The organism is Streptomyces sp. NPDC102274 (assembly GCF_044766385.1).
Taxonomy (GTDB): domain Bacteria; phylum Actinomycetota; class Actinomycetes; order Streptomycetales; family Streptomycetaceae; genus Streptomyces.
In genome coordinates, this window is the sequence record NZ_JBIWLW010000028.1 from 43,100 (window position 1) to 66,701 (window position 23,602).

Consider the following 23,602-nt stretch of genomic DNA (forward strand, 5'->3'; position numbering starts at 1 on the left):
ACTAGGTGTGGCTCGGTGACCGCGCTTCTCGATTCCTGATCGGTCTGGTCACCTGTTTCGCCACGCAGGACGGCATCCCCGCCGTCGCGCGTGCCGCCTCGTGCCGATAGACGCTGGGTGGCATACCGACCAGCTCGGTGAAGCGCGTGCTGAAGGTGCCCAGCGACGCGCAGCCGACCGCGAAGCAGACCTCCGTGACGCTGAGATCACCACGACGCAGCAGCGTCATCGCGCGCTCGATGCGACGCGTCATCAGGTAGCCGTACGGCGACTCGCCGTAGGCGAGCTTGAACTCGCGGCTGAGGTGCCCGGCCGACATGTGCGCGCCGCGGGCGAGCGCCTCGACGTCCAGTGGCTGTGCGTACTCCCGGTCGATCCGGTCGCGGACGCGACGCAGCCGCGCCAGGTCGCGCAGGTGCCGCTCCGAGGTGGGTCTGCTGGTCACATGCGCGATGGTACGTCGTGCCGGAACTGTCGCCCGAACCGTTCCCACAGGCCGGTGACCGTCAGCGAGGACGTGATGCTCGCGGGTCATCGAGCCGTGGCCCGTCATGACGGCGGAGCCGGCGCAGGCGTCGGCCTCGCGTCACCGGGTGTGGCCGTCATGCCGTCATACCGGGAGGGGCTGCTCGGTCCAGATGATCTTGCCGGAGGAGGTGTAGCGGGTCCCTTGGTTCTGGGTCAGTTCGCCGACGATCGACAGGCCGCGGCCGCCCTCGTCGGTCGCTTTCGGCTGGCGCCTGTGCGGGCCCGAGCCGCTGGTGTCGGAGACTTCGCAGATCAGTGTGTGGACGTCCCTGATCAGGCGGAGACCTATGGGGCCATCGGAGTAGCGAATGGCGTTCGTGACGAGTTCACTGATCACCAGAGTGGTGCTGTCCGCGAGGTCGCCGAGCGTCCAGGTAGCCAGCTGACGGCCGGCCCAGTCGCGGGCGGCGGGGACGGCGACGGGATCCGACGGCAGGGTCAGAGCGGCGACACTCCTGGCCTCCAGCGCCCGTGTGCGGGTCAGGAGCATGGCCGGTTCCCGGTCCGGTGGCAGGTCGCGCAGCACGAGGTCGAGGAGTTGTGACATATCGGGTCCTGATTCGGCCAGCGCCTCGTGGAACCGTTCCATGACCGGGGCGGCGGCGGGTTGTGGTGTGGGGGAGCGGCCGCCGTTCAGGAGCAGGGTGCTCCCCGGGGGCGCGTCGAACTCGGTGTTCTCGAAGGGCTGGTCGTCGGAGCCCAAGGGGGAATGGGAGGCGAGGCGGGGGGCACTCACGTCGCCGTTCGGCTGGGCGACCACAAGCGTCGGGTCGCCCGCACGGGCGGAGACGCAGCGTTCCGTGGCGGGATCGTAGACCACGTAGAGGCAACTGGCCCCGGCCTTCCGGTCGCAGGGGCCCTGGCGCGAGACCGGGCGTTGACGTTCCAGGCGACTGACCGTGTCGTCCAGGCGCGTGAGCAGTTTGTCGGGCCGCAGGTCGAGCGCCGAGAGCGTGGTGATCACCGCTCGCAGCCGGGTCATGCCGATCGCGGCGTCAACTCCCGTCCCCTCCGCCGTCCCCACCACCAGGGCCACCCGCGCGCTCGACAGCGGGAGGACGTCGAACCACTGCCCCGGGGAGGCCTCCGCCGGGACGTGGCCGTGGGCCGCTTCGATCGCGCTGAGAGGTGGCAGCCGCTCAGGCAGCAGCGAATGACGCAGAAGCCGGGCAAGAGCGTCCTCGTCGATCTGGCGGCGGACGGTCTCCAGGCACCCGGCGGCACTGTCCGCGAGCTGGGCGGCTTCCCGGAGGTCGTTCTCGTTGAACGGGCTCGATTTGTCCCGCCGGTACAGAACGAACAGACCGAGGACCACGCCCCGGACGGTCAGCGGCAGCACGATGAGGGAGTGTGCCCCCGCTTCACGGAGCAGGCGCGCGCGCCGGGGGTCACGGACCAGCCACCGGCTGTTGTGGTTCAGATGGCGGATCAGGCGTGGACGCAGATCGGAAAGGCTTCGCGCGTAGGGTGTCCCGGGCCTGATCCGGCTCACTTCACCGACCGCGTACGCACCGCGGGCCGCCTCTCCCCGCGTACTCAGGAAGGCGGCACGTCGCAGCTGTTTGCCTCCGTCCACCGGTCCGGGCGGGGGCACCTCGCCGCGAAGCAGGACTTCGAGGACGTCGACGGAGCAGGCGTCGGCGAGCTTCGGCACCGCGGCGTCGGTGAGGTTCCCGGCGACCTGGAAGAGCCTTCGGGTGTGGAGTGAAATAGTGGGATAGGTCATGATGTCCAACCTGCGGAAGGGCGCTCAGCTGCTCTCCTTCCGAGCGTGCTGCCTGGGCATCTCCGCGGCGTCGGCACTGATCCGCAGGCGGTCCTCCGCGTTGCCGCACCGCCGGTTGCGGGTGATCCCGCCCGGCCCGCGGCAGCGCCGCGAGGCTGTTGCGGGTTCCCCGCCGCCCTGGCCGTCGCGCTCTCGTGAACGGAGTTTGCGATTTACGGTGGGGCTATGAAGGTCGATCGCGTCATCAGCGGGGAGTCCGCGTCACACCTGACCGTGGTGCTCGCCGACGACCACCTGGTCGTGCGCGCGGGCATGCGGCTGCTGCTGTCCCAGGACCCGGCGTTCGACATCGTCGCGGAGAGCTCCACTCTTCCCGAAACCTTTCTGGCTGTTGAGCGCCACCACCCGTCGGTGCTGGTCCTGGATCTGACGCTGGCGGGGCAGTCCAGCCTGCGGTCGATCCCGGAACTGCTGGCGACATCGCCCCGTACCCGGATCCTCGTCCTCACCATGCAGGAAGATCCCGCGTTCGCCCGCGAGGCATTGCGGATCGGCGCGGTCGGCTACCTGCTGAAGGAGGCAGCCGCGGAGGAGCTCCTGGGGGCTGCCCGCCAGGTCGCCGCGGGGGCCACATACGTACAGCCCTCGCTGGGCGCACGCCTTGCGGTCACCGGCCCCGGCACCTCGGCTGCGGGGGCGGGGGCGGGGGCAGGGGCGGAGGACTCGCTGACGGCGCGAGAGGTGGAGGTGCTGTCCCTGCTCGCCCTGGGCCACACCAATCAGGAGATCGCGGAACAGGTGCATGTATCCGTTCGGACGGTGGAAACGCACCGGGCCAGGATCCGGGAGAAGCTCGGGGCCGCGACCAAGGCGGACCTGGTCACGGCGGCACGAGAGCGTGGGCTGCTGGCATGACCCACCTGTCGCGAGCACGCGCCGGCGCCGTCATGGAGACGACGGGCACGTTCCTGCTCGTGGCCACACTGGTTCTCGAGATCGTGCACCATTCACTGCCTGCCGAAGCCGGGCTCTGCCTCGCCGCGGGCGCCGTCTTCCTGGTGGCCGCGGCGCTGAGTCCGGAAACCCGGCGGTCGTGGCTGGCGATCATAAGCGGGATGTCGCTCGTGATCGCTGTGGCGCTCCTGGTCCGCATCGTCGAGGCGCCGCTTCTCAACGGTCTGCACCTCGTGCCTCTCACGCTGATCGCCAGTGCCGCCGCCATCGGACATCGTTCGGATCAGCGCCGCCGCAGCCTCGACCGGGAGCGGACCCGGGCCCGACATGACGGAGAGGAACGAGAGCGCCGGCACTGGGCCCGCGAGCTGCACGACGACACGCTCCAGGAACTGGGCGCTGTTCAGATCGTGCTGGCCGGGGCAACCGCCAGTAGCCGCCCCGACGTCATGAAGAACGCCATCGAAGAGGCGCGGCGCCTGATCGGCAACCAGATCACCTCTCTGCGGCACTTGATCGCGGAACTGCGCCCGGCGGCCCTCGACCAGCTCGGACTGCGCCCGGCCCTGGAGGCTCTGTGCCGGAGCACCTCGGAGAACTACGGTATAGACGCCGAACTGCGCGTGGGGGCGGAGTGGGACCGGTTCGGCGCGGAGCTGCCTCCCGAGGCGCAGGTCCATGTCTACCGGATCGTGCAGGAAGCGGTGACCAACGCGGTGAAGCACGCCCGGCCGACACGGATCCTCGTCGAACTCGACAGCGACGAGCACACCCTCTCCACGAAGGTCACGGACGACGGCAGCGGGATGACGCCCGAGCCCGCCTCGGCGGCCATGCGCACTCCGCCTCAGGCGATCGCCTCGGGAGGCATGGGCATGGCGGCCATGCGGGAGCGCGCTCACTTGCTCGACGCGCACCTCACTGTGGACTCGGCGCCCGAGGAAGGCACGCGCGTCACCCTGCGGATGCCGCGCCACGGCAGACTCGGGAGACGGAACCGGTCCAGGCCGCGGAGCCCCGGGCAGTACGTGTGACGGTGGTCGGTCACGTACTGTTTTCGTCTCCGTCCTGTGGTGGCAGCACCGGCATCTGTCTCGGCGCGAGCCGCTCCACCACCGCGGCCAGTTCGTCACATGCCTGCTGGAGCTTTTGCCGGATGTTCTTCTGCTCGGCGACGGTCGCCGCCAGTAGCAGGGATGTCAGTGCCACGGCCCCGTTGAGCAACTGAAGGCTGACCAGCCGTTCCATCAGGGTGTGTTCGGCGAAGGCTCCGTAGCGTTCCCCCGCCTCGAAGATCGCGAGCACGGAGACGAGCAGCGCGTAGGGCGCGCTCCCGGCGAGCTGGAAGCGCAGGGCCGCCCAGATGAGGACGGGAAAGAAGAGGAAGATCAGGGTGAGGGATCTCGTAATGGCGAGTGGTGTGATGACGGCGGCGGCGAGCACCAGGGCCGTTGCCTCGGGCCAGCGGTGGGTGCGCAGGGGCAGCCGGACACGGCAGACGAGGAGCAGGAAGGGTGTGACCACCAGAACGCCCATGGCGTCGCCCGTCCACCATGCCAGCCAGGCCAGCTGAAATCCCTCGGGCAGCTTGCCGTTGAGCAGCTGTATCCCGGCGCCCGCCGTGGCACTGATCAGCATCCCGGTCAGAGCGCCCAGGAATACCAGTGCCATCCCGTCCCGCAGCCGGTCCAGCTCGATACGGAAGCCCACCCGCCGCAGCAGCAGGTAGGAACAGACGGGCGCGAGGGTGTTGCCCGCCATGATCCCGACGGCGGTGGCGGTCAACGGAGCCTGCGTCACCAGGGTGAAAAGGGTGCCCAGAGTGATGCCGGGCCAGATCCCGATGCCCAGGAGAAGGAGGGCGGCCAGGGCGATGCCCGTGGGCGGCCAGAGAGGTGAGATGGCCGTGCCCTCGGCCCTCACCACGCCTTTCAGCGTGCCGATGCTTGCGCCCGCGTAGTAGACGAGAGCGACGCCAAGGATCCGAAGAGCGGCCACGAACGGATGTCGGATTCCCTCGATGCTCGCCACAGCAGCCATCAGACAGTGCCCGTCGCCCGGTGAGGGCATGACACGCACTGCCGGAGCGCCCATGTCACCTGGTCTGCGCCCCCGTCTTCGCCACCGCGCCCGACGGGTGGCCACCCCGCTGAGGCAGGGCTGAGGCAAGATGGAGCCATGAGCATCGTCAAGATCAATGTGCTGCAGGTTCCGGTGGAACAGCGTGAGGTACTGGAGAAGCGCTTCGCCTCCCGCGCGGGGTCGGTGGAGAACTCCGACGGATTCGAGTGGTTCGAGCTGCTGCGCCCGGTCGAGGGCACCGACCAGTACCTCGTCTACACGCGCTGGCGGAGCGAGGCCGACTTCCAGGCCTGGATGGAAGGTCCGATGAAGGCGGCCCACCAGCGTGGCGGCGCGGACGGCTCCCCTCAGCAGAAGCCGGCGGCTTCCGGCTCCAGCCTGTGGTCCTTCGAGGTGGTCCAGCAGGCCGCCCCCAAGGCTGCTGACGGTAAGTGACTCACCGCGTCACAAGTCCGGAGGGCGGGATGGCGACCACGGCCGGGACGGCCACCGTCCCGCCCGTCCGGCGCGGGGCGTCCACCGCGTGTGCGGGGCGCCCGGCGGTGTGTCAGTCGGCGCGTGGCACGTAATAGGGGCGGTTGTGCGCCGCGACCGGCGGCGACTGGTAGGTCCACGCTCCGGTGGCCGTGGCGTCTCCGATGAGGGTGGTCAGGTCGGCGCCGACGGGTGAGGACGCGTCGTGGACGGTGAGCCGCACCCGGTCGGCCTCTCCGGTCAAAGCCCGGTAGTCGTAGGGCTGGTGGACGTTCATGGGGCCGGCCAGCGGCCGGCCCTGCGGGTCGGTGCCGTAGCCGGTGATGGGGGTGTTGTTGACGGGGGTACGCGGGAGCCCGGTCAGGTCGGCCGAGAAGGAGAACAGCGTCCGTTCCTGGCGGTCTATGCCGGCGCCCGAGGGGGCGTGCGTCGCCTGCTTGCACGCCACGGTCCAGACGTCACCCGAGGGGCCGTTGAGGGAGGGCATGGTCGCCTCGAACCACGCCGGATACTTCGGTTCTCCGTAGAGCTTCGTGCCGGCCTCGATGGCCAGCGGGTTGTCGCACAGCACATGGAGCCGGGCGATACCGAGCAGCTTGGTCTGGTCGTAGCCGTGCGCGAACTGCTCGTACGACAGCCGGGCCAGGCGCCCGGCGCTCGCGGTGGGGTGGGCGACGATGCTGTATTCGATCTCCTGGGTGATGCCTCCGCCGTTCGGGTACTGGGCGAAGTACAGCTGGTAGTTGAGCGTGACGCATGCCCGGCCGTCGAATTCGGCGGCGCTGAGATCGGGATGGTGTTCGGCCAGCGCCTTGCGTACCGGCGCGGGGTCGACCAGGTAGTCGAGGCCGATGTTGTGCAGGGCCCCGTAATGGAACGGCAGTTGGTACGGGGCGGCGACGGGCGGCAGGGTGAGGTCGTCGGTCACGGGGCGTGAGTCTCCTCGGGGGTGGCCGGGTCCGGGAAGTATCCGGCGGCCGGCGGGCGGATCGTGACGCGCTGTTCGGACAGGTCGCGGTCGATCTGTTCGGCGCTGCGCAGAGTGATCGCGGCCATGGTGAGCGTCGGGTTGGAGGTGCCGAGGGAGGGCATCGAGCCGCAGCCCACCGCGTAGAGGTTGGGGTGGTCCCAGCAGCGCTGCCACGAGTCGACGACGGAGTCGGCGGGGTCGTCACCCATGATGTGCGTGCCCGCGCCGTGGCCCGCGCCGCGATAGGCGTAGGGTCGGCCGCCGTACTCGAACCACCCGGGCTGGGACGGCCCCGGCTCGTACCGGCTGTGGTCCTGCGCCCCCAGAAGGGCGAAGATCTGGTCGGAGACGGACTTGGCCGCGACGATGCCCTGTTTCACATGGTCGGACAGGTCATAGGTCAGGACGGGACGCGGGTTGCCCAGCGGGTCGCGACGGAGGGCGTCGAGCGTGACGCGGTTGGCGGGATCGGCGCTCTGCTCCATCTCGAACTGCAGGGCGAACTGCCGCCCGATCCGGTCCCCGGCCGCCTGCCGCAGCGCCGGGCCGAACAGCGCCCCGCCTCCGCCGGGCGTCGCCGGGTCCGTGGGGCGCAGCAGGGCGGCGACCTCGTGGCCGGGCGGGCCGACCGCCCAGTTCCAGCCCCAGTTGCCGATCTCGATCCGGAAAGGGGCGCGGGCCGCGCGGGCCGGGCCGAAGCGGAATCCCTCCAGGCCGGAGGTCGAGCCGGGTCCCCGGTAAGGGCCGATCCGCCGGGGCATGAGGCCCCAGGTGAGCAGCACGGGGTGGTCCATCAGATTCCGGCCCACCTGGTCACTGGAGTTGGCGAGGCCGGAGGCGAGCAGGAGCCGGGCGTTCTCGATCGCGTGGGCCGCCAGTACCACCGTGTGCGCGTGGACCGTTCGTCTGCTGACGGAAGCGGGGCGGGCGGGGTCGTCGTAGCGCTGGTACTCGACGCCCGTGATCCGGCCGGAGCCGTCGGCCAGGAGCCGTCCGGCCACCGCGCGGGTGCGCAGGGTGACGCTCGGACCCCAGCGTTCCTGGGTGCGCCGCGGGGTGTATTTCGCCCCGGTGGGGCAGACGGGGATGCAACTGGCGCTGCCCTCGCACACCGGACCGTGCTCCTCGGTGGCCGCGCTGTTGCGCGCCTGGGGCGTCCCGACGACCCGCAGTGCGGTGGGGCACGGATGCGAGGGATCCACGATCTCGCGTCCGTTGAGCCTCTCGGCCAGCAGCCGGTCCAGATAGCTCGCGGGGAGCGGCCCGTGCGGGAAGGCGTAGCCGTCCGCGAGCGGCAGACCGACGTGGTCCCGCTGCTCCGCGGGATCGGCGGCGACACCCAGCTCGCGTTCCGCGGCACGGTAGTACGGCTCCAGCTCCGCGTACCCGATCGGCCAGTTACGGCCGTATCCGAAGTCGGCGGTACGGAAGTCCTCGGGATGCATGCGCGGGGCCAGCCCCGTCCAGGCCGTGCCCGTACCGCCGTTGACCCGCAGATAGCCACTCGCGTACGGCAACGGGCCGTTCTGGACGAGGTACCCGTCGGCACGGTAGCCACCGCCGGGGCGGCCCGCGAGATCCAGTACGTCGGGTGACGGCACCAGGGCGTTGTCCGCGATCGCCGCGCTGGGAACCGTCACCGGCGCGGCCAGGAACCGTTCCACGTCCGCGGCCCGTCCGCCGTCGGGTCCGGTGTCACCATCGCCGACACCCGATTCCAGGACCAGGACACGCCGGCCGCGGTCCCCCAGCCGCCGCGCCACCAGCGACCCCGCGATACCGGCTCCGACCACGATCACATCGAAACGCTCCCCGGCGGTCAACGCTCCCCGCCTCCCGCCGCACCGGCGGGACGCTCGGCCCAGGTGCCGTAGCCGGGCCGCCCGGCGCCGGGGGCGTGGCCACCGAAGCTGCTCCACACCAGCCCGCGGGAGTAGGCGCGCGACGGGAGCGGGAAGGGTACGGTCCGGCCGTCGTCCCCCCGCGGTCCGGGCCATGTCCCCAGATACCAGAGGTGACACACGGCTCGGGCCAGCTCTCCCAGGTCCTCGTCCTTGTCCGCCACCGCTCGCGGGTCGGCCGCCGGATCGGCCAGCGAGTCCACCAGCCGTGCGTAGAGCGCCGGTTCGACCCGCCGGATCACGAACTTCCGGTAGATCTCGGTCATTCCGGTCGCCGTCAGTTCGGCGGTGTCGAACCCCGTCAGCGCGGCCGAGAGCGTGACGAACCGTTCGGTCAGCGTCATGGACAGAACCCCCCTTGTCGAGCCATTCACCGGAGACCGGGCACATCAGCCGGGATCCCTACCTCGATGGGAACCCGTTCATGCCTCGAAATCTCGCCGAGTGTGAGCATGACTGGACTTAAAGTGACGGAGGGGTCGTGTGCCGCAGCGGAGTTACGGCTGCGGGACAGTCCTCAGGAGCGACGGCCCGGTTTGCCGCGCCGGCCGCCCTTGGGGCCGCCGGAGCCGCTCCGCGGACTCTTGCCGGTCGATTTGCCGGCCGACTTATGAGTCGCCTTACCCGTCGGGTTACCGGCCGTCGGCTTCCGCCGCGCGCCACCCGTGACGGGGCGTTCACGCTTCGGCTGCGGCGGGGTCGGGCGGCCCCGTGAGCTGTTGACGGTCCGCCCGCGGACGATCCCGATGAAGTCCTCCACCAGTTCGGTGGTTTCGTCCTCCGGCCATGACAGAGCGACGCGCGACTCGGGGGCGTCCAGGACCGGCCGGTACGTAAGGTCCCTGCGGTGATGCAGGCGGGCGAGCGACTGCGGGACGACGAGCAGTCCGACCCCTGCCGCCACCAGCTCGATGGCGTCCGCCGTCGTGGCGGGGCGGGCGTTCGCGGGCCGTCCCGGCCGGAGCTCCCAGTCGAGGGTGTCATCAAGGGGATGCAGCACGATCTCGTCGGCCAGATCCTCGGCGGACACCTCGTCGACCGCCGCCACCAGGTGGTCCTTCGGGACCACGACCACCGTCGTCTCGGTGTAGAGGGGAATCGCGCTGAGGTCCGTCCGGTCGATCGGCAGCCGTACGAAACCGGCGTCGGCTCCGCCGTCCCGCAGGAGACCGGGCGCCTCGGCGGCGGACACCGTGACGAGGGCCAGCGGGATGTCGGGCAGCCGCTCGTTCCAGATCCGCACCCACTTGGTGGGCGTCACGCCCGGGACGTACGCGAGCCGGAACGAGGGAGGTACTGCCGAGCCTGTCACGCCACCAGGTTACCGGCCGTGGTCGGAGGTATCGCACACGCTCGCTACTCTTGGCACCATGACGTCGCACCAGACCATCCAGACCATGAAGCCCGCGACCGCGGCGAAGAAGCTGGGTGTGTACCTCGAAGCCACCCCCGCCGAGTTCCAGGAGGGTTCCGTCTCGCGCACCGAGCTGAGTGCACTGCAGGCCGACCCGCCCGAGTGGCTGCTGGAGCTGCGACGCAACGGCCCGCACCCTCGGCCGGTGGTGGCGGCGAAACTGGGCGTCTCCATCTCGGGTCTCGCGCGCGGCGGAGTCACGGAAGCCCTCACCACCGAGCAGATCGAGGCGTTGAAGGGCGACAGCCCGGAGTGGCTGCGGCAGGAACGCGCCACCCAGGCCGAGGTGCGGAAAGAGACGCTGCGCATCAAGGAGAAGAACGCGGAGCGACGCGAGCAGCCCCGCCGTCCGCGGTCCTGACCCTCCCCGCCACCGGCATGTCGTCGCGGACGTCGAGTTCGACCACCGTGCCGGTCACCCGGGCCTGTTCCGCCGCCCACACCACGCGGTGGGTGGCGAGGCTCTCGGCGGCGTCGGAGAGCAGCAGGGACGCGTCACCGGCGGCGACGGCGGTGAGGAACGCGTCGGTCAGTGCCTCGTCCCCGCCACCGTGGCCGTCGTCCGGCGAAGGCCCCGGGCTCCCCGTCGCACTCGTGGACGTGTCGATCGTCTCCTCGGAGCCGTCACGGAAATCGACCAGCCGCAGTGTGTTTCCGTCGCCGTCGATGAAGCCGTGTGTGCCCAGCAGCCGGGTGCGGCGCTGTTCCATGGGGGTGAAGGCACTCATGGTGAACGAACAGGTGGCGCCGGAGTCGAACTCCATGGTGACCACCTGGTGGTCGACCACATCGTTGTCGCACGCGTACACGCAGCGGCCGTACGGCCCGGTGCGCAGCGCGTCGAGCACGCCCGTCTCGGTGTGGTCGTCGGTCACCGCCGACAGCGGCCAGAACTCCCGGTCCGGATCGCCCAGGCAGCCGAGGTAGAGCCGCTTGGCCGAGTAGGGGCAGTCTTTCTCCAGCGGGCAGTCGAGGCAGCGGCCGGTCGCGCCGGCCGGGGCGCCCTCGGGGCGGAAGTGCGTCAGGCTGCCGAAGGAGCTGACCCTCCGGGGCGTACGTCCGAAGAGGTGGACCAGCCAGTCGATGTCGTGGCAGGACTTGGTCAGCAGCATGGGGGCGGAGGTGTCCTGGCTGCGCCAGTTCCCCCGTACGAACGAATGGGCGTGGTGCCACCAGCCGACGGGCTCCAGGTGCTGGACGCTCATGAGGTCGCCGATGCGGCCACTGTCCAGCAGTCGCCTGAGGAGCCGGGTGTACGGCGTGTAGCGCAGCACATGGCAGACGGCCAGCAGGATGTCGTTGCGCCGCGCCGCGTCCGCGATCGCCGTGGCCTCGTCCTCACCGGTCGCCATCGGCTTCTCCAGGAGAATGTGGTAGCCGAGATCGGCCAGGGCCACCGCCGGTTCGGTGTGCAGCCGGTCCTGGGTGGCGATGACGCAGGCGTCGGCCAGCTTGCCCGCCGCCGCCACATCGCTCCAGTCCGCGTACACCCGCTCCGGCGGTACCCCGAACTCCTCCGCCGCCCGCGCCCGGCGCCGCGGGTCCGGCTCGGCCAGCGCGACCACCCGTCCCGCTCCTGTGGCCAGGGCGCGCCGGGCGTATGTCACTCCGCGGAGTCCCGCTCCGACGAGGACCATCGTCACCTGGGACATGGAGTCCCCTTCCTGGAATCGCCGAGTCCGTCGAGTCCCTTGAGTCCACTTGATCTTCTTGAGCGCTCAGTTACCGGGGACACGCTCGTCCTGCCCCTTCCCCCGCCCCTGGCCGATCAGCCGCAGCAGCCGGGCGACCTCGTCCGTCACAGCCTCCCGCGCGGGACGCAGATAGGCACGGGGATCGACGGCCGTCGGGTGTGCGGACAGCCAGTCGCGCGCCGACGCGGTGAAGAGGGTGTTGAGATGCGTGGCGATATTGATCTTGCGCATCCCCGCCCGTACCGCGGCGGCGAGGTGGCTGTCGTCCACCCCCGACGAACCGTGCAGCACCAGCGGGACGGGCACCGCCGTGTGCAGGTCGCGGATGAGATCCAGATCGAGCAGCGCGGTACGCCGGGTCATCTGGTGGGACGATCCGACCGCGACGGCGAGCGCGTCGACACCGGTGTCGTGGACGAACCGGGCCGCCTCCCCGGGGTCGGTGCGTACCCCGGGGGTGTGGGCACCGTCCTTGCCCCCGATCGCACCGAGCTCCGCCTCGACCCACACACCGTACGTGTGGCACCAGTCGCTCATCTCGCGGGTGCGGGCGACGTTCTCCTCCCAGGGCAGATGAGCGCCGTCGTACATCACGGAGGTGAAACCGCGCCGGACCGCCTCCTCGATCAGTTCGGGCCGGATGGCGTGGTCCAGATGCAGCGCGACGGGTACGGACGCGGTGGCGATGGCCTCGTGCGCGGCGGCGGTGAGCGGCCCGAGGGCGCCCCGGTACGCGACGGCGTTCTCACTGATCTGGACGATGACGGCCTCGTTCGCCTGCTCTGCGCCCGCGAGGACGGCCTCAAGCTGTTCGAGGAGGACGACATTGAACGCACCGACGCCGTGCGTCGCTTCGCCGAGGATGTCGCCGGTGGGGACGAGTGGCATGTTCTGCTTCCCGAGATGGACAGGTGGGGGCGCGATGGACAGATGGGGGGGAGGGGCGGAGGGGAGAGGGCGGTTGATGGACAGCGGATACCGGACCGAAGTGCCCGCCCTCGTCGCCGCTGTCAGCCGGTCCGCTCCAGGACGACCGAGCGCGTCAGATGAGCCGGCCGGTCGGGGTCACGGCCGGCCGAGGTGGCCAGCTCGACCGCCAGACGCTGTATGACGACGAGTTCGGCCAGCGGATCGAGCCGGGGGTGACGCAGATGGGCGCCCGTGGCACGGATCTGGTCGGCGAGCGGCCCGGGGAGGGACGAGAGCCCCCACACCGCGCGGCCTGGCGCGGCCACGGCGATGGGGCCGTGCCGGTACTCCATCACGGAGTACGACTCGGTCCACCAGGCGGCCGCTTCCCTCACCTTGAGCGCCGCCTCCGCGGCGATACCGACGCTCCAGCCCGCGCCGAGGAAGGAGATCTGCTCGGCCCGGAGCAACTCGGGCTCGATTTCGGTGGTGAGGGCCGTTTCGACATCGGCGAGCGCGCGGACGGTGCTGTGGCCCAAGTGGGCACGGAGCAGCAGGAGTTGAGTGGTGGGAAAGCGGGTCTGGACAACGGACCGCTCGTCCGCGTAATCGAGGCAGACCACGTCATGGGCGGCGGCCGCCGCGGGGGAGTCGCCGACGGCGGTGATGACGGTCGTGCGCACGCCGGGCGCGAACCGGTCGAGCGCGGCGAGGACTTCGGTGGTCGTACCGGAACGGGTCAGGGCGAGCACCCGGTCGTAGGCGCGGTGCGGCTTCACCTCCGAGGCCGGGTACGCGTCCGTGAGCCCGAGCCCGGCCTCCTCCCGGAGGTGCGCGTACGCCTGCGCCATGAACAGCGAGGTTCCGCAGCCGATGACCGCCACGCGCTCGCCCGGTGCGGGCAGAGCCGCGGCGTGGTCGGGAAGTTCCTTGAGGACGCGCTCCCAGCAGGCCGGCTGGGAAGCGATCTCTTGGCTGGTGTGGTGCTGGGACATGGTTCTCCGAGGAAGGGTGAGAGTGATGTACGTGGGGTGCGGTGGCGAGGGAGGGGAACGAGGAGTGCTCAGTGGCCGAGCGTCGTACGCAGCGACGGCTGGAGCAGATCCGCGTGCGCGCGCACCAAGTCGTCGCACAGGTCCCAGATACGTTCGACGGGCAGGGCCGCCGCGGTGGCCGGGTCGGCCATGGCCGCCTGCCGGACGGAGCGGGGGTCGTCCTCCAGAGCGGCCCGGACGACCAACTCGTTCATGCTCAGATAGCCGCGGTTGAGCGCGGCGCACTGGGCGGGCAACGAGCCGATACGGGTGGGCTGCACGCCCAGGGCGTCCACCAGACAGGGCACTTCGACGGTACCGGTCGACGGAAGATTGTCGATCAGCCCATGGTTCGGGACGTTGCCGTAGACCGTGCGGGGCGTGCCCGTGGTGATGCTGTGGATGATCTGCGGGGCGTACTCCATGGTGCCCTCGACGGTCAGTGGGGCTCCGCAGGCAAGCGCCTCACGGGTCCGCTCGTACTCGGCGATGTTCTCGTCGACGATGTCGAGATAGGCGCCTACGGGCAGGCGCAGCCGCTCGATCTCGCTGTCGTGGTGCAGATACCACGGGACGTATTCTGAGGAGTGCTCGCTGGTCTCGGTCGGGTAGTAGCCGAGGCGCCGGTACATGTCGACGCGTACCCGGCGCCGTAGCTCGGGGTTCTCGGCGACGAGGGCGTCCAGCCGCGGGTAGAGGTCGCTTCCCCGGTGCTCAAGACGCAGCACCCACGCCTGATGGTTGACCCCGGCGGCCCGGTAGGTGACCTCCTCGTGCGGGACGCCCAGGAGATCCGAGAGATCGCGGATGGTCCAGTACACCGAGTGGCACAGGCCGACGACGCGGGTCAGCCCGGTGGCCCGTGTGAGGTACTGGACGTTCATCGCCATGGGGTTGGTGTAGTTCAGCAGCCAGGCGTCGGGGCAGACCTCGGCGATGTCCTCGCCGAGCGACTTGAGCAGCGGGAAGGTGCGCAGCGCGCGGAAGATCCCGCCCACGCCGAGGGTGTCCGCGATGGTCTGGCGCACGCCGTAGCGGGCGGGGATGTCGAAGTCGGTACGGGTCGACTCGCGCATGCCGACCTGGACGATGTTGATGACGAAGTCGGCGCCTTCGAGGGCCGCGCGCCGCTCGGCGTGGGCGGTGATCCGTGGCGTGGCGCCACTCGGCTCCATCAGCCGGTCCGCGATGTGGCGGGCGGCTCCGTGGGCCGTGGCGAGCCGTTCGGCGTCGATGTCGTGCAGGGCGATATGGGCGCCCTTGAGCTCCGGGAACGCGAAGAGGTCCGCCAGCAGGCCCTGGGTGAATACGACGCTTCCCGCGCCGATGAATGCGATCTTCGGGGTGGTGATGGTCATCAGAGGTTCTTTCCGTTGCGGGCGAGGGCCGTTCTGGCCTCGTCCCAGGTGGGCTGGGCGGCGGTGCCGCCGTGCGCCCGGGTGGACAGAGCGCCGCAGGCGGCGGCGAATTCGAGTGCCTCGGCGGTGGGCAGGCCGCGCAGGAACGCGGCGATGAAGCCCGCGTCGAAACTGTCTCCCGCGCCCACGGTGTCCAGCGGCCGGGCGGGTATGCCGGGGGTGTGCAGCAGGGTGCGGCCGTCGTGTACGAGGGCGCCGTCGGCCCCGTTCTTGACCACCACCCGCGGCCCGCGCGCCGCGAGTGCGCCGGCCGCCGCCTCCAGGGAGCCTGGGGCGGCGAGCGAGACGGTCGCGTCGGTCGAGCCGGTCGCTTTGGTCGCTTCGGTCGAGTCGGGAGGAGCGGTGGCGGCCGCGAGAGCCAGCGCCTCCTGTGCGTTGGGCAGCAGGAAGTCGGTGACCGCGAGCGCCGCGTCGATACGGCCGGGCGCCCATGTGCCGGAGGGGTCGTCATTGGTGTCGAGCGAGGTGGTGGCGGAGTGCGCCCGTGCCATGGCCAGTAGTTCGGGCAGCGCGTCGGCCAGTTTGGGCAGCAGGAAGTAGGAGGCGGCGTGCACATGCCGGCTGCTGGTGAGCAGCGCCTCCGGGATGTCGTCGGCTCCGGTGGCGGAGAGGGTGCCGGGGGAGGTGAGGATCGTACGGTCGCCGTCCCCGCGCGTCACGACCACCGTGAGCGGTGTCGGCAGGACGGGGTCGACGCGCAGCGCGTCGGTGTCCACGCCCCGGTCGTCCAGCGCCGTACGGATGAAACGCCCCGCGTCGTCGTCCCCGACGCGTCCGGCGAAGGCGACCTTCAGTCCGAGCCGGGCGGCTCCGCACGCCATGATCGCGGCGGAGCCGCCGAGCGTGAGCAGACCGGTGTCGACGAGCTGTTCGCGCTGTCCGAAGGCGAGCGGCGCGTCGAGCGGTCCCAGAACGATGTCGGGATTGGCGTCCCCGATGACCAGCAGGTCGAAGGTGTGCGGCATGCGGCTTCCTGTGATTGCGGCCCTGGCCACGCAGGTGTGGTGTGGGCGATGGTGTGGTGAATGGTGTGTGGTGTGTACGTGGGGCGGGACTCAGCCCTTGAGACCGCTGGACGTGATGGACTGGATGAAGGACTTCTGCGCGAAGAGGAAGGCGAGCAGCACCGGGAGCACGGTGATCACATTGCCCGCCATGACCGCGGACCACTGGGTGTGGTGCTGTCCCTGGAAGGTGGTCAAGCCGAGCTGGAGTGTGTACTGGGTGTCGTGGTTGATGGCGATCAACGGCCAGGTCAGGTCGTTCCAGGTGGTCAGGAAGGTCAGGACCGCCACGGTACTCAGGGCCGGTCGTGACAGCGGCAGCACGATCTGGAACAGCACCCGTAGCCGTGAACAGCCGTCGATCCAGGCCGCTTCCTCCAGCTCCCTGGGCAGGGAAAGGAAGAACTGCCGAAGGAGGAACACGGCGAACGGTGTGACCAGCGACGGTACGATCAACGCGCCCAGTGTGTCGATGAGTCCGAGCCGCTTCATGACCAGGAACGTGGGGATCATCGTCAGCTGGAACGGGATCGCCATCGTGGCCAGCATCAGGCCCAGCAGGACACGGGAGCCGGCGAACCGCATCCGGGCGAACGCGTAGCCGCCGAGGGAGCCGAGCAGCAGATTGGACGCCACCGCGACCACGGACACGATCAGCGAGTTGGCGAACCAGCGCGGGAACATCGCGTTGCCGAGCACATACCGGTAGCCGCCCAGGTCGATCCCCGACGGCCACAGGGCCGGCGGGAAGCGGTTGATCTCCGCGTTGCTCATCACGGAGCTGAGCAGCAGCCAGATCAACGGGATCGCGAAGACCAGCGTGAGAGGAGCGAGCAGCAGATGCCAGGGGCTGAACGGCAGCCACCGACGGCCTCGCGGAGGTCCGGCGGCCGGCCGGGTGGAAACGGAAGAGGAGGGGGAGGCGGAAGCGGAAGCGGATGTGGCCGTCATCGTGCGGCTCCTTCGGGGCGGTGGTTCTCGCGTCGGCTCCGTACGGCCCGGGTCACCCGCGGGACCGCGGCGATCAGGAGCAGCGCGAGCGCCAGCGCGTAGGCGGCCGCCGCGCCGTAACCGGCGGTGAAGTTCTTGAACGCCTGCTCCCAGATGAAGTAGACGATCACGGTGGTGGAGCCGAGCGGTCCGCCCTTGGTCGTCACATACACCAGGTCGAAGACCTGAAGCGCGTTGATGGTCTGCCACAGCAGCAGGAACACCATGACCGGTGTGAGCGCGGGAAGGATGACATGCCGCAGCAGGTGCCGGCGCCCGGCGCCGTCCAGCCGCGCAGCCTCGATGAGGGACGGCGATACGTCCTGCAGCGCGGCGAGAGTGACCACCACGCAGAAGCCGGTGCCGCTCCACAGCGAGATCGCCACCAGAATGAGCAGGGCCTGTCCGGGGTCGCTGAGGAAGCCCTGGGCGGAGATGCCGAGCTTGTGCAGTACGGAGTTGGCCGCCCCGAACTCCGGATCGAGGATGAAGGAGAACAGCACCCCCTGCGCCGTCGCCGAGATGACGAACGGCACGAACATCAGCGTGCGGTACACACTCACCAGCCGGATCCGCTGGTTCAGTACGAGGGCGAGCAGCAGCCCCAGGCCGATGCTCAGCGGCACGTACAGCGCCGTGTACAGCAGTGTGTTGCGCACCGCCTGGCCGAAGTGCGGGTCCTGCACCAGCGCGCGGTAGTTGCCGAGGCCGACCCAGCGGCTGGGCGTGACCAGATCGTCTGCCTGGAAGGACAGCAGCAGCGACCAGGCCACGGGGATGACGCTCAGACCGAGAATGATCAGGACCGAGGGCGAGACGAACGCCCAGGCCGTCGCGGTCTCGCCGCGCAGCCGGCCCCGTGGAGCGCCCGGTCGTGGTCGCTTCCCAGGGGCGCTCGACGCCGCGCCGCGGGTGTTGTCAACGCCGCGGGCGCCGTTGTCATTGGCTGTGTGTTCGTTGGGTTCGTTGTGTTCGGGGCCGTGGTCCGGAAGCGTGAGCGGAGTGGGCAGGCGCGGCATCGTATTCCTCTCAACGCGGGATGAGCAGAGCGGCGTTGGCCTCGTCAGCGCACGCGCGCAGGGCCTTGACGGGGGTACTCCTGCCGAGGAGTACGGCGGCGATGGCCTGTCCGAGCGCCTGCGAGATCTGTGGATACGCCGGGTGCACGGGACGTACGCGCGCCGTGTCCAGCGCCTGGGTGAACACCGGCAGCCCTTCGGTTCTGGCCTCCTGCGCCTGCCACGCGGGCAGGGCTTCGGTACTCCTGCTCAGCGGGAGGCTGCCGGCCATGACGTCCCAGCGCACGTCCTGCGCGGGCTGCGACAGCCAGGTGACGAAGGTACGTGCCGCCTGTACGCGCGCCGGACCGTTGTCGAACACGGTCCAGGTGTCGGGTCCCGATATGGTTATCGGCTTGCCGCTGTAGCTGGGCAGCGGCACCACGTGATAGTCGATCTTCGCCTGTTCGATGTCGGGCAGCTGCCACGGTCCGGTGACGGCCATGCCCATCCGGCCGGAGAGAAAGACCTGGTACATCTGCTCGCTGCCGGGCTTGGGGTCGATGTAGACGCTCTTGTCCTTCGCGAGCGCCGCCACCGTCTCCAGGGCCTGCACGCCGACGTCCGCGAATCCGATCCGCTTCCCGTCCTTGCTGACGACATCGCCTCCCAGGTCCCACACCATCGGCCACAGCCGCCAGACCGTGTCCTCGTCGCCCACGCCGGGCCAGCCGGTGCCGAAGGTGCCACGTCCTCCGTCGGTCAGCTTCCTGGCCGTCGCCACGAACTCCGCCCAGGTCCAGCCCGGTTCGGGAAGGGGCAGGCCGGCGTCGTGGAAGAGCTTCTTGTTGCAGACCACGGCGAGTGAGTCGAGCAGGGCGGGGGCCGCCCGTACCTGCCCGTTGAGCGTGACGGCCTCACGGGCGGGGGCCCAGAAGTCGTTCCATGGGAGGGGGCCGGAACGGACCGTGTCGGTCAGATCCACCACGGACGGGCTGCGCGCGACGCTGGCCAGGTCGGAGCCGAAGACATAGGCGACGTCAGGGAAGGAGCCCGACGCGATCGCCGCGGTGATCTTCTGCAGCATCGCGTCGGCCAGCACGCCCCCGCCGGGATCGACGCGGATGCCGGGATGGGTGCGGTTGAACTCCGTGATCAGCTTCTCGATCGCCTCGCGGCCGGTGTCCGTCTGCCCGTGCCAGAGTTCGACCGTGACCCGTCCGTCGGCTCCGACGCCGTCGCTCGTGTCCGTACCGCATCCGGGCAGGGCCGCGGTGGCGACGGCGCCGAGCGCCAGACCGGTGCCACGGCGCAGGACCGTACGGCGCGAGAGCCCGGCGGGAGCGCCGGGAAGACGGTGTGCTGCGGCCATGTGAACCCCCAGGGGAAGCGCGGCACGGGACGTCGTGTGGGGAGCGTCCCGGCATGGTGGGTGGTGTGCTGTGCGGTGGTGTCGAAGAGTGCGCCGCGTGCGGGCGGGGAGCGGTGGATTGGTGCACCCCATCTGAAGCCGGGGTGTACCAAGCCGGTCAGGACCTCTCGGCGGGCTGATCGGATGGGCGGTTCAGCAGGTTCAGCAGGTTCAGCAGGTCTTGCGGACGTACGCGTTGTTGCCGGGGGCGGTGACATCGACGTCGCGCAGCACGACACTCAATCCCTCGGTGTGGTCACCGCACTCGTCCCACACACCGCACTCCTCCGCGACGGCGAAGTCAAGGCCCGTCTCCGCGTGAGCGGTGGAGAAGTTCGCGGTGTTCTGCCGGTCACGGCCGGGGCCGCCGAGCTCGCGGTGGAAGAGGTGAGTAACGGGGTGATCACCGTCGTCGCCACGGCCACGACGGCGGCAACGCGACGACGAGACCGGACACGGTGGATGAGGGGCATCTTGAGCTCCAGAAGATGGGGGGTACGTCCCCGCCTCGGACTCCGCGATCTCCACGGGGATCCTGGCGACTCAGTCCGGGCTGGCGGCGCGTGGACCGCGTTACCGGCTGGGCGTACCTCTGGCGCCGGGTGCTCAATTCTGGCGTTGCATGGAGTAAAGCGAGCAAGTTTCGGCATGTCAACAGATCGAAGCTGCGCACCTTGCGCAAATGGGCAGCGATTTAGGCCGTCGACGGGCCCTGGGTGATCTCCGAGCTGCGCATTCCCGTGCGGGGCTATGCTCATTGCATGCTGAAAACTGAGCGCCATGCGCGGATACTTGAGCATGTCTCCGCGCGAGGCGGCTCCGATGTCAACGAGCTCTCCCGTCTGCTGAACGTCTCGGGAGCCACGGTCCGGCGCGATCTGCAACATCTGAGCCGGCTGAATCTGCTGCGCCGTACGCACGGCGGAGCGGTGGTCGGCAGCGTCGTGGCCGAGCTTCCGGTCCAGCACCGCACGGAGCGCTTCCGGCCCGAGAAGCAGGCCATCGCCCGTGCCGCGGCCGAGCTGGTGCCGGAGGGCGCGGTCGTCGGCCTGACCGGTGGGACGACCGCCACCGAGATCGCGCGCGTGCTCGCGACGCGCGGACCCGTCACCATCGTGACCAACGCGGTGAACATCGCCGCCGAACTGGTGCTGCACAGGGATGTCACACTGGTCGTCGTCGGCGGTTACGCCCGTACCGCGAGCTATGAGCTCGTCGGTCCCATCGCCGAGAAGACACTGGCCGACCATCACACCGACATGACATTCCTGGGGGTGGACGGGATCAGCGCGGCCCATGGGTGTACGACCCACGACCAGCTCGAAGCGGCGACGGACCGCGCCTTCGCCGACAACAGCGGCAGGACCGTCGTCGTGGCGGACCATTCGAAGATCGGGAAGGTCACCTTCGCGAAGATCTGCCCGCTGACGGACATCGACCACCTCGTCACCGACAGGGCAGCCCCGGCCGACCCTCTGGCGCGCATCGCCGACGCGGGCGTCGCGGTGACGGCAGTCTGAGCCGCCGGACCGTATCCGAGGATCGCGCGTCCATGCGTATCGTGTGACCCGGTGCGATTATGAGGATTATAGGTGCATAGGGGATGATGAGGTGCATGTCATCGGCGCGCAGGCAGTCGAGCCCGAGGCCCGGCGCTTCGTCGCCCGCGCGTTCGGAGGTTCCTTTGGACGCATCCAATGACGCCACCGTGGTGGTGGACGCGGCGGGAAAGGTCGTCGCCTGGACCCGGGGGGCCGAAGAGGTCCTCGGCTACCCCTCCGCGGAGGTGGTGGGCCGGTCCGGCGCGCTGTTTCTGGTCGATCAGGACGATCGCGTGCGTGCGGCGGCGATCGCCGAGCGCTGTCGCGCGGGGGCCGGGTGGAGCGGGGTCGTTCCGGCGCGGCACCGCGACGGCCGACGCCTCGAACTGAACCTGCGCGTCTCCACCTCGTTCCGCATCGGTGGCGATGAGTGCTTTCTGATCTCGGCATGGGAGCAGAGGCCCCAGTGGGCGATGGGCCAGTCCGTACTGGACGGGTTCCTGACCCGGTCGCCCGTCGGTATGGCGGTCATGGATGTGGACCTGCGCTACAGCTGGATAAACGACACCCTGGAACGTTTCGGCGGTGTGCCGCGTGAGCAGCGCGTGGGCCGTCGGCTGAGCGAACTGCTCCCGGGCCTCGAGGCCGACATCCTCGAAGACCTGATGCGCAAGGTGCTGCAGAGCGGCGTGTCGGTCACCGACTACGAGTACCTGGGCTGGAGCTGGGCGGATCCCCATCGGCAGCACGCCTACTCCACCTCGTTCTTTCCCCTGGTCGACGCCGAGGGAACCGTCACGGGCGTCTGCTACGTAGTTCTCGATGTGACCGACCGGTGGAAGGCCCGCGAGTTGCTGGCCATGGTCAACGACGCGGGAGCCAAGGTCGGCAGCACCCTGGACGTGACACGGACGGCGCAGGAACTCGCCGATTTCGCCGTGCCCCGCTTCGCCGACTTCGTCACCGTCGACCTGCTGGAACCGATCCTCAGCAACGACGGGCAGGGGACCTGGCTGACCGACGCGGGACCGGCGGTCCCACGGGTGACGCTGCGCAGGGCGGGTCTGGGCTCCGTACGGGTGGGGTGCCCGGAGGCCATTGCCGGGATCGGTGACCGGGTGGACTCCATCCCCCCACCGTACGGCCCCGACCTCCTGGTCAACGGTGAGCCGGTCTTCATACAAGTCCTCGACGCCACCGATCCCCAGTGGGTGAAGCGTCAGCCCGCCAGGGCCGCGAACATTCGTGAATACGGACTGCACTCGATCATCGCCGTGCCGATGCGGGCGCGGGACACCGTGCTGGGCATCGCCACGTTCTTCCGCTCACTGAACCCGGTGTCCTTCAGGCCGGACGATGTGCTGCTGGCCAGGGAAGTCGTCGCGCGCGCGGCGGTGTGTGTGGACAACGCGCGCCGCTATACCCGTGAACACAACGCGACCGTGACGCTCCAGCGCAGCCTGCTGCCGCACACACTGGCGGGCGGAGCCGCCGTGGACGTGGCCTCCGTCTATCTGCCGGCGGGCGCGGGGGACGGTGTGGGCGGGGACTGGTTCGATGTGATTCCCCTGTCCGGTGCCCGCGTGGGCCTGGTCGTCGGCGATGTGGTCGGGCACGGCATCAGCGCCGCCGCCACCATGGGGCGCCTGCGCACCGCGGTGCAGACGCTCGCCGACATGGACGTGCCCCCGGACGAACTGCTGGCCCACCTCGACGATCTGGTGCTGCGCCTCAGCGACGAGGAGCCGCCCGACGGAGCGGCCGACCCGTTCCGTACGACCGTGGTCGGTGCCACCTGTCTCTACGCCGTCTACGACCCGGTCACCCGGCGTTGCACACTGGCCCGCGCGGGGCATCCGCCGCCCGTCGTCGTCACTCCGGACGGGCAGGTCAGATTCCTGGAGCTGCCGGCCGGACCGCCGCTGGGGCTGGGCGGGCTGCCCTTCGAGGCCACCGAGATCGAGCTCGCCGAGGGCAGCCTGCTCGGCCTCTACACCGACGGTCTCATCGAGGCCGCCGAGCAGGACATCGACCTCGGTATGTCCCGCCTCGCACGCGCACTGGCGCAGCCCGGCCTCTCCCTCACGGCGCTGTGCGCCGCGGCCGTGGAGCGGCTGACCGCCGTGGCTCAACCCGACGACGTGGCGCTGCTGCTGGCGCGTACCCGTGCGATGAGCGCCGACCACGTCGTCTCCTGGAATGTGGCGTCCGAACCCGCCGCCGTCGCCGGCATCCGAGGTCTGGTAACCCGCCAACTGGAGGAATGGGGCCTGGACGAGCTGATCATGACGACAGAACTCATCGTCAGCGAGCTGGTCACCAACGCGATCCGGTACGGCACAGGACCGATCCGGCTCCGGCTGATGCGCCAGTCCCGTCTGATCGTCGAGGTCGCCGACGCCAACAGCACCTCTCCCCGGCTGCGGCACGCCCGCACCACCGACGAAGGCGGTCGCGGGCTCTTCCTCGTCGCCCAGCTCGCCCATCGCTGGGGCACCCGGCACACACCGGAAGGCAAGATCATCTGGGCGGAACAAGAACTGATGTGACTCCG

At 70.0% G+C, this 23,602-nt stretch carries 21 protein-coding genes; 6 read left to right on the forward strand and 15 right to left on the reverse strand.

The genetic code is table 11. The features are described from left to right. Position 1: 1 nt before the first annotated feature. Both ACIRQP_RS30290 and ACIRQP_RS30295 read right to left on the reverse strand, forming a co-directional pair. A complete protein-coding gene (locus ACIRQP_RS30290; RefSeq protein ID WP_403895388.1) occupies positions 2-445 on the reverse strand; it encodes a helix-turn-helix transcriptional regulator in 444 nt (147 codons plus the stop codon). Between the two features lie 165 nt (positions 446-610). Beyond that, a complete protein-coding gene (locus ACIRQP_RS30295; RefSeq protein WP_403895390.1) occupies positions 611-2,254 on the reverse strand; it encodes a SpoIIE family protein phosphatase in 1,644 nt (547 codons plus the stop codon). Between the two features lie 225 nt (positions 2,255-2,479). Here ACIRQP_RS30295 and ACIRQP_RS30300 point away from each other — a divergent pair, with 225 nt between their 5' ends. Further along, the gene (locus tag ACIRQP_RS30300) at positions 2,480-3,169 is read left to right on the forward strand and encodes a LuxR C-terminal-related transcriptional regulator (RefSeq protein WP_403895393.1); all 690 of its coding nucleotides are present in this window, start codon (positions 2,480-2,482) and stop codon (positions 3,167-3,169) included. Continuing rightward, positions 3,166-4,242, forward strand: coding sequence for a sensor histidine kinase (locus ACIRQP_RS30305; RefSeq protein ID WP_403895396.1), 1,077 nt, complete (start codon positions 3,166-3,168; stop codon positions 4,240-4,242). Before ACIRQP_RS30300 ends, ACIRQP_RS30305 begins: the two co-directional genes overlap by 4 nt. Before the next feature lie 10 nt (positions 4,243-4,252). On the opposite strand, the gene ACIRQP_RS30310 is transcribed toward ACIRQP_RS30305, so the two are convergent. Next, complete coding sequence (locus ACIRQP_RS30310; RefSeq protein ID WP_403895399.1) at positions 4,253-5,278, reverse strand: MASE1 domain-containing protein; 1,026 nt, start codon at positions 5,276-5,278, stop codon at positions 4,253-4,255. Positions 5,279-5,386: 108 nt separating this feature from the next. Here ACIRQP_RS30310 and ACIRQP_RS30315 point away from each other — a divergent pair, with 108 nt between their 5' ends. After that, positions 5,387-5,725, forward strand: coding sequence for an antibiotic biosynthesis monooxygenase family protein (locus ACIRQP_RS30315; protein WP_403895402.1), 339 nt, complete (start codon positions 5,387-5,389; stop codon positions 5,723-5,725). Between the two features lie 112 nt (positions 5,726-5,837). Here the strand turns inward: ACIRQP_RS30315 and ACIRQP_RS30320 are convergent, their stop codons facing one another. The 4 genes from ACIRQP_RS30320 to ACIRQP_RS30335 all read right to left on the reverse strand — a co-directional run bounded on the left by ACIRQP_RS30320 (position 5,838) and on the right by ACIRQP_RS30335 (position 9,947). Continuing rightward, positions 5,838-6,692 carry a hypothetical protein gene (locus ACIRQP_RS30320; RefSeq protein ID WP_403895405.1) on the reverse strand — a complete coding sequence of 285 codons (855 nt, stop codon included), beginning with the start codon at positions 6,690-6,692 and terminating at the stop codon, positions 5,838-5,840. After that, complete coding sequence (locus ACIRQP_RS30325; RefSeq protein WP_403895408.1) at positions 6,689-8,557, reverse strand: GMC family oxidoreductase; 1,869 nt, start codon at positions 8,555-8,557, stop codon at positions 6,689-6,691. Before ACIRQP_RS30325 ends, ACIRQP_RS30320 begins: the two co-directional genes overlap by 4 nt. Next, the gene (locus ACIRQP_RS30330; RefSeq protein ID WP_403895411.1) at positions 8,554-8,979 is read right to left on the reverse strand and encodes a hypothetical protein; all 426 of its coding nucleotides are present in this window, start codon (positions 8,977-8,979) and stop codon (positions 8,554-8,556) included. The genes ACIRQP_RS30325 and ACIRQP_RS30330 overlap by 4 nt, the downstream gene beginning before the upstream one ends. A 173-nt stretch (positions 8,980-9,152) precedes the next feature. Further along, entirely contained in the window at positions 9,153-9,947 is a 795-nt protein-coding gene (locus ACIRQP_RS30335; RefSeq protein WP_403895413.1) for a LysR family substrate-binding domain-containing protein, read from the reverse strand. A gap of 58 nt (positions 9,948-10,005) precedes the next feature. Here ACIRQP_RS30335 and ACIRQP_RS30340 point away from each other — a divergent pair, with 58 nt between their 5' ends. Beyond that, positions 10,006-10,410, forward strand: a complete 405-nt coding sequence (locus ACIRQP_RS30340; RefSeq protein ID WP_403895416.1) for a DUF5997 family protein — start codon at positions 10,006-10,008, stop codon at positions 10,408-10,410. Here the strand turns inward: ACIRQP_RS30340 and ACIRQP_RS30345 are convergent. The 8 genes from ACIRQP_RS30345 to ACIRQP_RS30380 form a co-directional block, all read right to left on the reverse strand. Further along, entirely contained in the window at positions 10,358-11,701 is a 1,344-nt protein-coding gene (locus tag ACIRQP_RS30345; protein ID WP_403895419.1) for a Gfo/Idh/MocA family protein, read from the reverse strand. The two genes, ACIRQP_RS30340 and ACIRQP_RS30345, sit on opposite strands and share 53 nt — an antisense overlap. A gap of 66 nt (positions 11,702-11,767) precedes the next feature. Beyond that, positions 11,768-12,631, reverse strand: a complete 864-nt coding sequence (locus tag ACIRQP_RS30350) for a ketose-bisphosphate aldolase (protein WP_403895422.1) — start codon at positions 12,629-12,631, stop codon at positions 11,768-11,770. 122 nt (positions 12,632-12,753) lie between these two features. Beyond that, the gene (locus tag ACIRQP_RS30355) at positions 12,754-13,647 is read right to left on the reverse strand and encodes an SIS domain-containing protein (RefSeq protein WP_403895425.1); all 894 of its coding nucleotides are present in this window, start codon (positions 13,645-13,647) and stop codon (positions 12,754-12,756) included. A 68-nt stretch (positions 13,648-13,715) separates the two neighbouring features. Then, positions 13,716-15,044 carry an alpha-glucosidase/alpha-galactosidase gene (locus tag ACIRQP_RS30360; RefSeq protein ID WP_403895428.1) on the reverse strand — a complete coding sequence of 443 codons (1,329 nt, stop codon included), beginning with the start codon at positions 15,042-15,044 and terminating at the stop codon, positions 13,716-13,718. Next, entirely contained in the window at positions 15,044-16,069 is a 1,026-nt protein-coding gene (locus ACIRQP_RS30365) for a carbohydrate kinase family protein (RefSeq protein ID WP_403895431.1), read from the reverse strand. Before ACIRQP_RS30365 ends, ACIRQP_RS30360 begins: the two co-directional genes overlap by 1 nt. Positions 16,070-16,159: 90 nt before the next feature. Further along, a complete protein-coding gene (locus ACIRQP_RS30370) occupies positions 16,160-17,059 on the reverse strand; it encodes a carbohydrate ABC transporter permease (protein ID WP_403895434.1) in 900 nt (299 codons plus the stop codon). Next, complete coding sequence (locus ACIRQP_RS30375; RefSeq protein ID WP_403895437.1) at positions 17,056-18,117, reverse strand: carbohydrate ABC transporter permease; 1,062 nt, start codon at positions 18,115-18,117, stop codon at positions 17,056-17,058. Before ACIRQP_RS30375 ends, ACIRQP_RS30370 begins: the two co-directional genes overlap by 4 nt. 10 nt (positions 18,118-18,127) lie before the next feature. Beyond that, entirely contained in the window at positions 18,128-19,468 is a 1,341-nt protein-coding gene (locus ACIRQP_RS30380) for an ABC transporter substrate-binding protein (RefSeq protein ID WP_403895440.1), read from the reverse strand. A gap of 800 nt (positions 19,469-20,268) precedes the next feature. On the opposite strand from ACIRQP_RS30380, the gene ACIRQP_RS30385 reads away from it, so the two are divergent. Further along, positions 20,269-21,027: a DeoR/GlpR family DNA-binding transcription regulator gene (locus ACIRQP_RS30385; protein WP_403895443.1), complete on the forward strand. Its 759-nt coding sequence runs from the start codon at positions 20,269-20,271 to the stop codon at positions 21,025-21,027. Between the two features lie 95 nt (positions 21,028-21,122). After that, a complete protein-coding gene (locus tag ACIRQP_RS30390) occupies positions 21,123-23,597 on the forward strand; it encodes a SpoIIE family protein phosphatase (protein WP_403895446.1) in 2,475 nt (824 codons plus the stop codon). The last annotated feature ends 5 nt before the right edge of the window (positions 23,598-23,602 follow it).